Annotated in this window: 12 protein-coding genes; 9 read left to right on the top strand and 3 right to left on the bottom strand. The window is 66.9% G+C overall.

The genetic code is table 11. From position 1 onward, the window contains the following. Nucleotides 1–97 precede the first annotated feature (97 nt). Nucleotides 98–1498, bottom strand: coding sequence for an isochorismate synthase MenF (locus tag NIBR502770_RS13155; protein ID WP_141182201.1), 1401 nt, complete (start codon nucleotides 1496–1498; stop codon nucleotides 98–100). Between the two features lie 114 nt (nucleotides 1499–1612). Here NIBR502770_RS13155 and NIBR502770_RS13150 point away from each other — a divergent pair, with 114 nt between their 5' ends. The 4 genes from NIBR502770_RS13150 to NIBR502770_RS21205 all read left to right on the top strand — a co-directional run bounded on the left by NIBR502770_RS13150 (nucleotide 1613) and on the right by NIBR502770_RS21205 (nucleotide 6061). Beyond that, complete coding sequence (locus tag NIBR502770_RS13150; protein ID WP_246839898.1) at nucleotides 1613–2389, top strand: demethylmenaquinone methyltransferase; 777 nt, start codon at nucleotides 1613–1615, stop codon at nucleotides 2387–2389. Nucleotides 2390–2392: 3 nt separating this feature from the next. After that, nucleotides 2393–3724, top strand: coding sequence for a geranylgeranyl reductase family protein (locus tag NIBR502770_RS13145; RefSeq protein WP_141182200.1), 1332 nt, complete (start codon nucleotides 2393–2395; stop codon nucleotides 3722–3724). After that, nucleotides 3721–4821: a polyprenyl synthetase family protein gene (locus tag NIBR502770_RS13140; protein WP_141159649.1), complete on the top strand. Its 1101-nt coding sequence runs from the start codon at nucleotides 3721–3723 to the stop codon at nucleotides 4819–4821. Before NIBR502770_RS13145 ends, NIBR502770_RS13140 begins: the two co-directional genes overlap by 4 nt. Nucleotides 4822–5668: 847 nt before the next feature. Then, nucleotides 5669–6061: an endonuclease domain-containing protein gene (locus tag NIBR502770_RS21205; protein ID WP_168223168.1), complete on the top strand. Its 393-nt coding sequence runs from the start codon at nucleotides 5669–5671 to the stop codon at nucleotides 6059–6061. A 120-nt stretch (nucleotides 6062–6181) separates the two neighbouring features. Here NIBR502770_RS21205 and NIBR502770_RS13130 read toward each other — a convergent pair whose 3' ends face one another. Continuing rightward, complete coding sequence (locus NIBR502770_RS13130; RefSeq protein WP_141159651.1) at nucleotides 6182–6610, bottom strand: hypothetical protein; 429 nt, start codon at nucleotides 6608–6610, stop codon at nucleotides 6182–6184. Between the two features lie 51 nt (nucleotides 6611–6661). Next, on the bottom strand, nucleotides 6662–7315 hold the full coding sequence (locus NIBR502770_RS13125) for a trimeric intracellular cation channel family protein (protein ID WP_141182198.1): 654 nt from the start codon (nucleotides 7313–7315) through the stop codon (nucleotides 6662–6664). Nucleotides 7316–7375: 60 nt separating this feature from the next. Here NIBR502770_RS13125 and NIBR502770_RS13120 point away from each other — a divergent pair, with 60 nt between their 5' ends. The 5 genes from NIBR502770_RS13120 to NIBR502770_RS13100 are packed head-to-tail and all read left to right on the top strand — an operon-like array spanning nucleotide 7376 to nucleotide 13120. Further along, entirely contained in the window at nucleotides 7376–8233 is an 858-nt protein-coding gene (locus tag NIBR502770_RS13120; RefSeq protein ID WP_141182197.1) for a sirohydrochlorin chelatase, read from the top strand. 54 nt (nucleotides 8234–8287) lie between these two features. Then, nucleotides 8288–10033, top strand: coding sequence for a nitrite/sulfite reductase (locus NIBR502770_RS13115; protein ID WP_141182196.1), 1746 nt, complete (start codon nucleotides 8288–8290; stop codon nucleotides 10031–10033). Further along, on the top strand, nucleotides 10033–10761 hold the full coding sequence (locus NIBR502770_RS13110) for a phosphoadenylyl-sulfate reductase (protein WP_141182195.1): 729 nt from the start codon (nucleotides 10033–10035) through the stop codon (nucleotides 10759–10761). The genes NIBR502770_RS13115 and NIBR502770_RS13110 overlap by 1 nt, the downstream gene beginning before the upstream one ends. After that, nucleotides 10758–11702, top strand: a complete 945-nt coding sequence (gene cysD / locus NIBR502770_RS13105) for a sulfate adenylyltransferase subunit CysD (RefSeq protein ID WP_141182194.1) — start codon at nucleotides 10758–10760, stop codon at nucleotides 11700–11702. The genes NIBR502770_RS13110 and cysD overlap by 4 nt, the downstream gene beginning before the upstream one ends. Beyond that, the gene (locus NIBR502770_RS13100) at nucleotides 11702–13120 is read left to right on the top strand and encodes a sulfate adenylyltransferase subunit 1 (protein WP_141182193.1); all 1419 of its coding nucleotides are present in this window, start codon (nucleotides 11702–11704) and stop codon (nucleotides 13118–13120) included. Before cysD ends, NIBR502770_RS13100 begins: the two co-directional genes overlap by 1 nt. Nucleotides 13121–13187: the final 67 nt, after the last annotated feature.

The raw sequence follows: 13187 nt of genomic DNA, 5'->3' as shown, positions 1-13187 counted from the left end.
CACTATTGGATAACTGTAGCGGTGACAAAATCAAGCCTTCCAGGGCAGGAGTCGTCTGTCATCCCAGACTCCCTGTCCGCTCGGGGGCGGAAGAACGTCAGCTGCCGATGCCCAGGGACTCCAGCATCGGCCGGAACTTGGCCCACGTCTCGGCCAGTTCGGCCTCCGGCTGCGAGCCATCTACGATCCCGCAGCCGGCATACAGCCGCACGGTTTCGGGGGATTCGATGACCGCGCCGCGCAGGGCGATGCCCCACTCGCCGTTGCCGGCCGCATCCAGCCAGCCCACCGGACCGGCGTAAGGCCCGCGGTCCAGGTGCTCCAGCTTGCGGATCAGTTCCCCGGCAACCAGCGTGGGGGTCCCGCAGACAGCAGCGGTGGGGTGCAGCGCATTGATCAGGGCCAGGCAGGTGGGCACATGGCCTTCCACCTCGGTGAGTTCGGCCTTCACGTCGGAGGCCAGGTGCCAGACGTTGGGCAGCTCCAGGATGAAGGGTTCGTCGTGGGCGTTCATCGCCTCGGAGAATGGCGCCAGCTGCCTGGTCAGCGACTGGATGGCGATCTCATGCTCATGCCGTTGCTTTTCGGAACCAGCCAGGACGCGTGTGGCGTAGTCCATCGGCGGGCCGTCCTCGCCGTGCGCGTCGCGGCGGTCCAGGGTGCCCGCCAGCACGCGGGCCTGGGCAGTGCGTCCCTCCACCTGGATCAGCATCTCGGGTGTGGCCCCCACCAGGCCGTCCACGCCATAGGTCCAGCATTCGCGGTACCTGGCGGCGAGCTCGCGCAGTACATCGGCGGCATGTACGCCGGAAGGAATAGTTGCCACGACGTCCCGGGCCAGCACCAGCTTTTCCAGGGCGCCTGTGCGGATTTCGGCAACACCGGCGGCCACGGCCTCCATCCAGGCTTCCTCGCTAAGGGAACCCGTGTGCAGCGTTGCGCCGGCCGCCAGCGGGAGCGGGCGCACGACGGCGCCGCCCACCTGGCCGGGCACGCCACCAATCGAAGCGTCCCCGGCTGAGTCTCCTGCCGGCGTCGTGCCTTCCGTCGCCGGCGCAGCGGGCGGACCGCCGCCCAGCCAGCGGTCCAGCGCGGCGAGGGCTGTCTCTTCGGTGAGCGGGCCGCCGTCGAACGTCAACTGGGTAAGCCATGCCTGGTTGTCCCGCACGCCCACCACGATCTCCGGCACGATCAGCCGGGACTCGTGGGCCGAGGTCTTGGAGAAAGCGAAAGAGCCGAAAGCGACGGGTCCCGTGCCTGGCAACTCGACGGCGTCCGACACCTCGGCCTCCAGGACCAGGTGCCGCCACCAGATGTCCGCTTCAAGGAACCGGTCCGGCCCGGTGGCAGTGAAGCGCGCAGTCTCGCCGAAGCCTGCCAGCCCGGCTTCCCGGCGGGTCCAGCACAGGACATCGTCCCTGACCAGAAACGACGGCAGTCCCCCGGGGAATGCTTTGCCATCCAGGGGGACTGTCAGGGTGCGGAACGTGCTCGTCATGATGAGACAACACTACTCCCGCGTAAGCCGCGGCCTTTCCGGCGCCGGGACACCCTCCGGAGGAGCGCGGCGGGGCTGGTCAGCACCGTCAGGAACATTTGAGACAATGTCATGGTGAACCGAGCATCCTTGGATAAGCGTCCGGACGAAGTAGCCACGATGTTTGACGACGTCGCCCCGAAGTACGACGTCGTCAACGATGTCCTCTCCATGGGACAGACCCGCCGCTGGCGGAAGATCGTGGTGGACGCGATGGAAGTCTCCAAGGGCCAGCGGGTCCTGGACCTCGCGGCCGGAACCGGTACCTCCAGCGAACCGTATGCCGACGCCGGAATAGACGTAGTGGCCTGCGATTTCTCCCTGGGCATGCTCAAGGTGGGCAAGCGCCGCCGCCCGGACATCGACTTCATTGCCGGTGACGCCACCAACCTGCCGTTCGCCGACAACACCTTCGACGCCACCACCATCTCCTTCGGGCTGCGGAACGTGAACGAACCGAAGAAGGCGCTGGCCGAGATGCTGCGCGTCACCAAGCCCGGCGGCCGCCTGGTCATCGCCGAGTTCTCCCAGCCGGTGGTTCCGCTGTGGCGCACCATGTACACCGAATACCTGATGCGCGCCCTGCCGGCCATCGCCGTCAAGGTCGCCTCCAACCCGGACGCCTACGTCTACCTTGCCGAATCCATCCGCGCCTGGCCGGACCAGGACCATCTGGCCGCATGGCTGCAGGAATGCGGCTGGGAAAAGGTCACCTACCGCAACCTCACCGGCGGCATCGTGGCGGTGCACCGCGCGTTCAAGCCGGCCAATTCCTCGCCCGACGGCGCTGCTGCCGCCATCGCCGCGCACAAGGGCCCGGTGGCCAAGCTGCGCCGCAACACCGTCCGCTGACCTGTGAAGGTACTGATTGTCGGCGCGGGTCCGGCCGGATCCACCGCCGCGTACTACCTTGCCAAGGCCGGCCTTGACGTCACGGTCCTGGAAAAGACGGCGTTTCCGCGGGAGAAGGTTTGTGGTGACGGGCTGACGCCCCGCGCCGTCCGCGAGATCCAGAAGCTCGGCCTGCCGCACCCGGAGAACGACGGTTGGCGCCGGAACAAGGGGCTGCGCCTGATCGCCGGCGGCCGTACCATCGAGCTGCCCTGGCCCGAGGTGTCCGACTTCCCGCAGTACGGCCTGATCCGGACCCGGCTTGGCTTTGACGAGGAACTGGCCCGGCATGCAGAGTCCGTGGGGGCAAGGCTGCTGGAGCGGCACAGCGTCACCGAGGCACTGCGCTCCGAGGACGGCCGCGTGACCGGTGTCCGCGCAGCGCTCCTGGACGAGTCCGGGCGCAAGACGGGGGAGACGCGCGAGTTCACTGCCGACGTCGTCCTCGCCGCCGACGGAAACTCCACCCGCACCGCCGTCTCCCTGGGCATCCAAAAGCGCGACGACCGCCCGCTGGGCGTTGCCGTGCGCACCTATTTCACCTCCCCGCGTACCGATGATGACTGGATGGAGGGCTGGCTGGAACTCCCCGGCCGCGACGGAAAACTGCTCCCCGGCTACGGCTGGGTATTCGGCGTCGGCGACGGCACCTCCAATGTTGGCCTGGGCATCCTGAACTCCTCCAAGGAATTCGGCAAGCTCGACTACAAGCAGGTCCTGCGCGAATGGACCGCCGGGATGCCTGCAGACTGGGGCTTCACCCCGGAGAACCAGGTGGGCGAAATCCGCGGCGCGGCCCTGCCCATGGGCTTCAACCGCACCCCGCACTACTCGCCGGGACTCCTGCTCCTGGGCGACGCCGGCGGCATGGTGTCCCCGTTCAACGGCGAGGGCATTTCCTACGCCATGGAGTCCGCCCGGTTCGCCGCCGAGTTCATCATCGACGCCTCTTCACGCACGGCTGCTTCGGGCGGAACGTACGACGCCGATGCGCACCTTTCGCGGTACGCGGACTACGTGCGCGGCCAGTGGGGCTCGCACTTCACCCTCGGCAGGGCCTTCGCCGCGCTGATCGGAAAGCCCGCCGTCATGAAGCTCGCCCTCCGGACCGGCATGCCTGTTCCGGTGCTGATGCGGTTCGTGGTCCGGCTGCTTGCCAACCTCACGGACCCCTCCGCGAAGGGCTTCGAGGACCGGGTGATCCGCGTCCTGGAATCACTGGTTCCGGCCACATCCAATACCCCGTCAGCTCCGAACCAGCGGTATCCGCAACAAAAAGTTAGGGTTAACCCGTGACCAACTCCGCAGACCACAGCTGGACGCACGCCGGGCACGGCCTGCCGGACTCAGAACCCAGCCTCAACACCACCGCCATCGCCACGGGCCTCCAGCTGCCTGCAGGCTTTGCGGCCATCGCGGGGGACGCCGAGCTGGGCCCGGCCATCACCAACAACCTCGCCAAGGTGGAGAAGAAGCTCCGCGAAGCCATCGCCAACTCAGACCCGCTGGCCGACGCGACGTCGCGGCACCTGGTGGAAGCCGGCGGCAAGCGGATCCGGCCCCTGCTGACCCTGCTCTGTGCCCACCTCGGCGACGCATCGCTGCCCGCCGTGGTCCAGGCCGCCGTCGTGGTTGAGCTGACGCACCTGGCCACCCTGTACCACGACGACGTCATGGATTCCGCCCCCTTCCGCCGCGGCGCGCCCACGGCGCACGAGGTGTGGGGCAACTCGGTGGCGGTCCTCACCGGCGACCTGATCTTCGCGCGGGCATCCATCCTGGTGTCCGAGCTCGGAGGCCGCGCGCTGGGCATCCAGGCCCGCACGTTCGAGCGGCTGTGCCTGGGCCAGCTGCACGAGACCGTGGGCCCCCGGCCCGACGAGGATCCGGTGGAGCATTACCTGTCCGTTATCGCGGACAAGACCGGCTCGCTGGTGGCTGCGTCCGGCCAGTTCGGTGCCATTTTCTCCGGCGCCGACGAGGCATACGAGGACGTGCTGGTGGAGTACGGCGAGAAGGTGGGCGTTGCCTTCCAGCTCGCGGATGACGTCATTGACGTGACGGGCGTCAAGGTCAAGTCCGGCAAGTCTCCGGGAACCGACCTGCGCGAAGGGGTACCCACCCTGCCGGTGCTGCTCCTCCGCAAGGCTGCCACTGATGGTGACCAGTCCGCCGTCGACCTTCTGAAGCTGATTGACGGCGACCTGTCCTCGGACGAGGCCCTTGCCGCCGCCGTGGCAGGGCTGCGGGAGCACCCTGTTACCGCGGAGTCCTGGGTGGTGGCACGGCAGTGGGCCAAGGAAGCCATCGAAGCCCTTGCTCCGCTGCCCGAGGGCGTGGTCAAGGAGTCGCTGTCCAACTTCGCGCTGGCCGTGGTGGACCGCGCCAGCTGATTACTGTTCGTTAGGAGCCCGGTACCTCTGGATGATCCAGCCGCGAGGTGCCGGGCTTCTTCGTGTGCCGGCCCGGCCGTGGCAGCAGGGCTTAACGGGATAGCCCCGGTCCGCAACAACCGAAGCTGCTGTGAACCGGGGCTATCTCTCCGTTCGCATCAGACCCGCCGGAGGCGTTTAGCGGATCCGTGAATAGCTTATGACAGGTTTGTCACAATACGCAAGTCCTGTGTAACTGCATCTGTCAAAAAGTTTTGCCGCTGAGTTTGCCCGCGTTTCAGCGGCGGAGGTAGACCGGCATCGGCATGTTGCGGCGGCGCGCCCCGTGGGTTCCTCGAACCCGGGGAATCCCGGCCGCGGTCGTTATGCACATGGCCCGCCTCGTGCCTTCTGGCGGAAGCGACAATCCGCTGTGCTGGCTGCATGGACCTGCGCCGATTTTTGGAGAATGCCGGCTCTGTGGCCCGCACGGATCCTGAGAGCTGGATTTTCAGACCGGGAGATCCGCAATGCGGCCGCTTCAGGTGAAGTTTGCCGTCTTCGGCATGGAGTGTTGGCCCTGCCGGGCGCACCCTCCGACCTTGTAACTGCAGTCTTTGGTAATGGACTGCTGACCTGCGCGTCGGGCGCTACCCGCCATGGGCTCTGGTTGCTGCACCAGCCGGATCAAGTCCACCTGTTATGCCGGCACGGCGGACCACAAAACACTGTGGTGCACCGCGAATCGCTGGTTCCGCACAGAACCGCGGAGCCCGTCGCAAGCATCACGGACATACTCATTCACGGGTTGCGCTGCCTGCCGGAGGTCGAAGCGGCGGTAATGGTGGAGAGTGCGGTGCGGCAGGGCGTGACTACGTTGCCCTACTTGCGCCAGCGCCTGCCCGGAAACCGGAACGGAGCTGCCCGGAAGGTGCTGGATCTGGTTGACGGCACGGCTGACTCGGCTATCGAGGTTGTGGCCCGCCTCCTCTTTCGTGCTGCAGGAATTTACACCCAGACCCAGGTCGACTTGCCAGGGATCGGCTTCGTGGATTTCCTCCTCGAGGGATTCCTGATCGTGGAGATCGACGGCCGCAGCCACCTGGAGCCGCGACAGGTCAAGAAGGACCGCTTGCGGAATAACGCCAGTATCCTCACTGGCTATGCCGTCCTGCGGTACGGATACGCCGACGTCGTCTACAACCCCGAAAAAGTGGTTACCGAGGTTTGGCAGGTGCTTAGGGGCAGGGTAATCCGCTGAAATTCCCCGGCTTTCAATCGCAAAGCCGGGGACTCGCGGGCAGAACCGGGGAACACGCCGTCGACACCCTGCAAAGGTGGGGAAATTCAGCGAGGGCGCCCAGCCCAGGGGCGGGGAGGTTTACTCTTCCTCTTCGTCCTCGAACGCCCACTCGAACATGTCGAAGACGAACTCGGAGAAGGTGCCTTCCTCGGACTTCCACTGGCCGCGGGCGTTATTGCGGCGGTACACGATGGGGTCCGGGATGCTGAGGTCGCCTACGCGGAAGCCCCAGGTGAACGCTTCCTCTTCGTCCTCGAGGAACATGAGGAAGCCTTCGTCGTCGACCTCGAGCTCTTCGGGGTCCCAGAAGTAGTGGTAGGCCTCCATCAGGTCCTCACAGCCGCCAAGGGCCAGGTAGAACTCCCGCAGGACCAGGGGGATCTCAAACTGGTGGTCGGCCAGGGCCTTGTCCAGCTCCTCGGGAGTCAGGCCGTCGGCTTCCTGCCATTCATCCTCGAGGTACTTCGGAACAAGCGCACGGAACTTCTCGAGGAACATGTCAGTCATGCTCATATCCTAGCCAATCCAAGGGCTCCCAAAATGACATGGAAACCAACGTCACAGCCCCGAATCGGTTGGCCGGCGGTGCCACCCGCGAACCGCCAGCGGCGCCTGCCAGGAGCGCCGCCAGGCCAGGACGCGGAACGTGAAAACCAATGCCGCGATGCCGGCGGCGGTCAGGACGTTGAACACGCCCAGCACCCACAGCCCGGCAGTGAACGAGGCACCCACAAATGCAGGCAACGCGTAGATGTCCTTGGGGTTGAAAAGCTCCGGAACCTCATTGGCGGTGATGTCGCGGAGCAAACCGCCGCCCACGGCCGTCGTCACCCCGAGCAGAACCGAAGCTACCGGGTTGAGGCCGGTGGCGAGGGCCTTGACCGTCCCTGTCATGCAGAAGAGTGCCAGGCCGGCAGCGTCGAACAGCGTCAGCAGCGACGTGTAGCGCTGGACGCTGGAGAACAGGAAATACACCAATGCCATGGCCAGCAGCGGCGGCGCGAGGTACGCCGGGTTGGTGAACGCAGCCGGAACAATACCCAGGACGATGTCGCGGATCACGCCGCCGCCCAGGCCCACCAGGGAGGCCAGCAGCAGTGACCCCACGATGTCGATCTGCTTCCGTGCCGCCAGCAGTGAGCCCGAAACGGCAAAGAAGAACACGCCCAGCAGATCCAGCCATACCGGGGAGTTGTCAAAGGCGAATGTCATGCGGCGTCCTGCTGTTTCAAAGAGGGCGGACAGGGCGGCTCCAACGTTACGCTAGCCCGTATGAACAGCCCCATCATGATCGCGTGTGCCCATGGGACGTCCAACACACAGGGGGCCGCAGAGGTCAACGCCCTGCGTGCCGCCATCGCGGAGCTTCGGCCAGGCCTTGATGTCCGTGAGGCTTATGTCGATGTCCAGCAGCCCGACTTGGTGGACGTGGTGGCGGGGCTGCCCGAGGGCAAAGCTGCGGTGGTGGTGCCGCTGTTGCTGAGCGTCGGGTACCACGTAAAAGTCGACATTGCGCGTGCGGTCAAGAGCCGCCCCGGCAGTGCCGCAGCGGCCCCGCTGGGGCCGGACCCGCGCCTCGCCGCCCTGCTGGACCAGCGGCTGCGCGAGGCCGGCACCACCGACAATGACGTCGTGGTCCTGGCTGCCGCGGGCTCGTCGAATCCCAATGCCGCGGTCAGCGTCGAGGAACTGCTGGGCCAGCTGCGGCAGCTCCGGTCCAACCGGATGGTGGCCGCCTATGGTGCCTCGGCCCAGCCTTCAGTGCCCGACGCCGTTGCGATGCTCCGCGAGGAACTCGCCGGGGGTGCCGGCGCGGGGGATTCCGCGGGGGCTGTCGACGTCGGCGGCCGGGTGGTGATTGCCTCCTACCTGCTGGCGCCGGGCTTCTTCCATGACCAGCTTGCGAAGGCGGGCGCCGACGTCGTCACCGAACCCCTGCTGCCGTCCGCGACGCTCGCGGAGATCGCGCTGGACAGGTACGACGCCGCCGTCGCCACCATGGGCGAAACGCCCGGGGAGGCACCCGCAGCGGCCGCGGGTGAAGAGCCAAATGAGGCTTCCCCCGATGCACAGCGAAGTGGGTTCTTCAAGGTCCTCCGGCGTTTCGTGACGAAATATTTCCCTAGGTGACTTAGCGTTTCCGGGCCTTTGTGACGCTATTCGGGGGCGCCCTACAGTCGTTGCATGACTGATACAGCTCTAGCCGGAGCGTCCGCGGACTCCGCTGCCACCAAGCGCACCGCCCGCCCGTCCCGACCCGCTGCGAAGCCGCACGGGCAGTGGAAAGTGGACGGCAAGACGCCCCTGAATGCCAACGAAACCTGGAAGCAGGAAGACGACGGCCTGAACGTCCGCGAGCGTATTGAGTCCATCTATGCCAAGGAAGGCTTCGACGCCATCCCCAGCCAGGACCTTCACGGCCGCTTCCGCTGGTGGGGCCTGTATACCCAGCGCAAGCAGGGGATCGATGGCGGCAAGACCGCAACCTTGGAGCCGCACGAGCTCGAAGACAAATACTTCATGCTCCGCGTAAGGATCGACGGCGGTGCGCTCACCACCGAGCAGCTGCGCGTCATCGGCCAGATCTCCGTGGACTTCGCCCGGGACTCCGCCGACCTCACCGACCGCCAGAACATCCAGCTGCACTGGATCCGGGTGGAGGACATCCCGGAGATCTGGAACCGCCTGGAAGGTGTTGGCCTGTCCACCACGGAGGCCTGCGGCGACGTGCCCCGCGTCATCCTGGGCTCGCCCGTGGCCGGCATCGCCAAGGACGAGATCATCGACCCCACCCCGCTCATCGCCGAGCTGGGGGAGCGGTTCATCGGCAACCCGCTGCTGTCCAACCTGCCGCGCAAGTACAAGACCGCCATCACCGGCCACCCCAGCCAGGACGTGGTCCATGAGATCAACGACTGCGCGTTCGTGGGTATTGAACACCCGGAACTCGGCGCCGGTTACGACCTCTGGGTGGGCGGCGCGCTGTCCACCAACCCGATGCTGGGCAAGCGGCTGGGTGCCTTCGTCCAGCCGGACCAGGCCGCGGACGTCTGGCTGGGCGTCACCAGCATCTTCCGTGACTACGGTTACCGGCGCATGCGCACCAAGGCGCGCCTGAAGTTCCTGCTGGCCGACTGGGGTCCGGAGAAGTTCCGCCAGATCCTTGAGGACGAATACCTCGGCTACAAGCTGGCCGACGGCCCCGCCGCTCCCAAGCCATCCACCCCGGGCGACCACGTGGGCGTGCACGAGCAGAAGGACGGCAAGTTCTTCATCGGCGCCACGCCACTGGCGGGCCGGCTGTCAGGCTCGGCGCTGGTCAAGCTCGCCGATACCCTTGAGGCCCGCGGCTCCTACCGGCTGCGCACCACCCCGCACCAGAAGCTCGTGGTCCTGGACGTCGACAAGGACCAGGTGGAGCCGCTCATCGCCGAGTTGGACGCCCTGGGCCTGTCCGCCCGACCGTCCGTGTTCCGCCGCGGCACCATCGCCTGCACCGGTATCGAGTACTGCAAGCTGGCCATCGTCGAGACCAAGTACACGGCCGCCACTGCCGTCGCCGAACTCGAGCGCCGCCTGGCCGACCTCGCCGGCTCGGGCCAGCTGCCCGCCGCGTTGTCGCTGCACATCAACGGCTGCCCCAACTCCTGCGCCCGCATCCAGACCGCGGACATCGGCCTCAAGGGCATGATGCTGCCAACGCCCGACGGCGACCCCTCCCCGGGTTTCCAGGTCCACCTGGGCGGCGGGCTGGCCAACAACGACCGCGAGGAAGCCGGCCTGGGCCGCACTGTCCGCGGACTGAAGGTGTACGTGGACGACCTGCCCGATTACGTGGAGCGGGTGGTCCGCCGGTTCGTGGCCGACCGCGCCGAAGGCCAGACCTTCGCCGAATGGGCCCACGCAGCAGACGAGGAGGCACTGCAGTAATGGCAAAACACCAGGCACCCGCCCCTTCCAAGCGTCCCGTGGAGGAGCTCAAGGCCCTTGCTGAAGCCGGCGCGGCTGAGCTCGGCTGGGACGCACCCGCCCGCGACGTGATCGCCTGGGTGGAGCGCAACTTCGACCTGCCCGCGGTCGCCGTCGCCTGTTCCATGGCCGACGCCGTCCTGCCGGCACTCGTCGCGGACCAGATGCCCGGCGTCGACGTCCTGTTCCTGGAGACCGGCTACCACTTCCCGGAAACCTACGCCACGCGCGACGAAGTGGCAGCGAACCTCCGCGTCAACGTGGTGGACGTCCTCCCCGAGAACACCGTGGAACAGCAGGACCGGCTCCTGGGCAAGGACCTCTTTGCCCGTGACGCCGCCCAGTGCTGCGCCCTCCGCAAAGTGGCTCCGCTGCAGCGCACCCTGGCCGGCTACGAACTCTGGTTCACCGGTGTCCGCCGCGACGAAGCTCCCACCCGCACCAACACGCCGCTGGTCACCTGGGACGAGAAGAACGGCCTGGTCAAGGTCAACCCCATGGCTGCCTGGACGTTCGACCAGCTGGTCCAGTACTCGGACGACAACCTTTTGCCCGTCAACCCGCTCCTTTCCCAGGGTTACCCCTCCATTGGCTGCCAGCCCTGCACCCGCAAGGTAGCGCCCGGCGAAGACCCCCGCGCCGGCCGCTGGGCAGGTTCCGACAAGACAGAATGCGGACTTCACGTATGAGCACTTCACTAACCGAGGAGACCCAGGTGACTGACGCCGCCGTATCCACGCGCCTGTCCAGCCTGGACACCCTCGAGTCCGAGGCCATCCACATCATCCGCGAGGTTGTTGCCGAGTTCGAGAAGCCCGCGCTGCTGTTCTCCGGCGGCAAGGACTCCGTGGTGATGCTGCACCTGGCCACCAAGGCCTTCTGGCCGGGCAAGGTACCCTTCCCCGTGCTGCACGTGGACACCGGCCACAACTTCCCCGAGGTCATCGACTTCCGCGACCGCACGGTTGAGCGCCTCGGCCTGAAGCTCGTGGTCGGTTCCGTCCAGGAGTTCATCGACCGCGGCGAGCTGGCAGAGCGCGCCGACGGCACCCGCAACCCGCTGCAGACCGTCCCGCTGCTGGACGCCATCCAGCAGAACAAGTTCGACGCCGTCTTCGGCGGCGGCCGCCGCGACGAGGACAAGGCCCGCGCCAAGGAGCGCATCCTGAGCCTCCGCGACGAGTTCGGCCAGTGGGATCCGCGCAACCAGCGCCCCGAACTGTGGAACCTCTACAACGGCCGGCACACCGTGGGCCAGCACGTCCGTGCGTTCCCCATCAGCAACTGGACCGAGCTGGACATCTGGCGCTACATCGAGCGCGAAAACATCGAACTGCCCGGCCTGTACTACGCCCACGAGCGCGAGGTCTTCGCCCGCGACGGCATGTGGCGCGCAGTGGGAGAAGTGTCCCAGCCGCGCCCCGATGAGGCCGTCATCACCAAGACCGTCCGCTACCGCACCGTGGGGGACATGTCCTGCACCGGCGCCGTGGAGTCGAACGCGTTCACCGTGTCCGACGTGGTGGTTGAAGTTGCCGCTTCCACCCTGACCGAACGTGGCGCCACCCGCGCAGATGACCGCATCTCCGAGGCCGCCATGGAAGACCGCAAGAAGGATGGGTACTTCTAATGACCACGATTTCGACAGGCTCAATCGCCGAGGCCGGCTCGATCAACGAGGCCCTGCCCACCACGCTCTTCCGCTTCGCCACGGCAGGATCGGTCGACGACGGCAAGTCCACCTTGGTGGGCCGCCTCCTCCACGACTCCAAGGCGATCCTCGCTGACCAGCTCGACGCCGTTGCCCGCACCTCAGCCGATCGCGGCTTCGGCGGCGACAAGGGCGGCATCGACCTTGCCCTGCTGACGGACGGCCTCCGCGCCGAGCGTGAGCAGGGCATCACCATCGACGTGGCCTACCGCTACTTCGCCACCGACCAGCGCAGCTTCATCCTTGCCGATTGCCCCGGGCACGTGCAGTACACCAAGAACACGGTGACGGGCGCGTCCACTGCGGATGCCGTCGTCGTCCTCATTGACGCCCGCAAGGGCGTGCTGGAGCAGACCCGCCGGCACCTGTCCGTGCTGCAGCTGCTCCGTGTGGCGCACGTGATCGTGGCCGTGAACAAGATCGACCTGGTGGACTTCAGCGAATCCGTCTTCCGTGGGATCGAAGCCGATGTGCAGCAGGTGGGCCGCGAACTGGGCCTGGGCTCGGACGGCATCAGCGACCTGCTGGTGATCCCCGTGTCCGCGCTGGACGGCGACAATGTGGTGGACCGCTCGGAGCGGACCCCCTGGTACACCGGCCCCGCGCTGCTGGAGGTCCTGGAGACCCTGCCCGCCGCCGATGAACTCGAAAGCCACCTGGAAAGCTTCCGCTTCCCTGTCCAACTGGTCGTCAGGCCGCAGGGCGCGCTGGCTCCCGACGCCGTGGCCGCCGGCCTGGACGTGGAGGCCTACCGCGACTACCGCGCGTACGCCGGCCAGATCACCGAAGGCTCTGTGAAGGTGGGGGACCAGGTTTCCGTGCTGACCCCCGGCCAATCCCCGCGGACCACCACCGTGGTGGGCATCGACTTCGCCGGCAAGTCCCTGGAGGAAGCTGCCGCGCCGCAGTCCGTGGCCATCCGGCTGGCGGACGAGTTCGACGTCGCCCGCGGTGACACCATCGCCGCCGCAGGCACCGTCCGGGAGGCCTCGGCCGACCTGTACGCTGCCCTGTGCTGGCTGTCCCCGAAGCCGCTCCGCGAGGGCCAGAAGGTCCTGGTCAAGCACGGCACCCGCACGGTCCAGGCACTGGTCCGGAGCGTGTCCGGCAAACTGGATTTGGCCACCTTCAACCTTGAAGGTGCCTCCAGCCTTGAGCTCAACGACATCGGGCACGCGCAGCTCCGGCTTGCCGCCCCGCTGCCGCTGGAGAACTACCTGCACCACCGCCGCACCGGCGCGTTCCTGGTGATCGACCCGCTGGACGGCAACACGCTGGCCGCCGGCCTGGTTAAGGACCACCCTGGCGACCACGAGGACGAGCGCTACAGCATCTAGTCCTTCTTCGATTCGCCGGAAACCTGCTGGCTCGCCGTTCCTAAACGGCGAACCCGCAGGTTTCCGG

The organism is Pseudarthrobacter sp. NIBRBAC000502770 (assembly GCF_006517815.1).
GTDB classification, from domain to species: Bacteria; Actinomycetota; Actinomycetes; order Actinomycetales; family Micrococcaceae; genus Arthrobacter; species Arthrobacter niigatensis.
The sequence above is the reverse complement of the archived record's forward strand: the minus strand, read 5'-3'. Positions and strand labels throughout refer to the sequence as shown.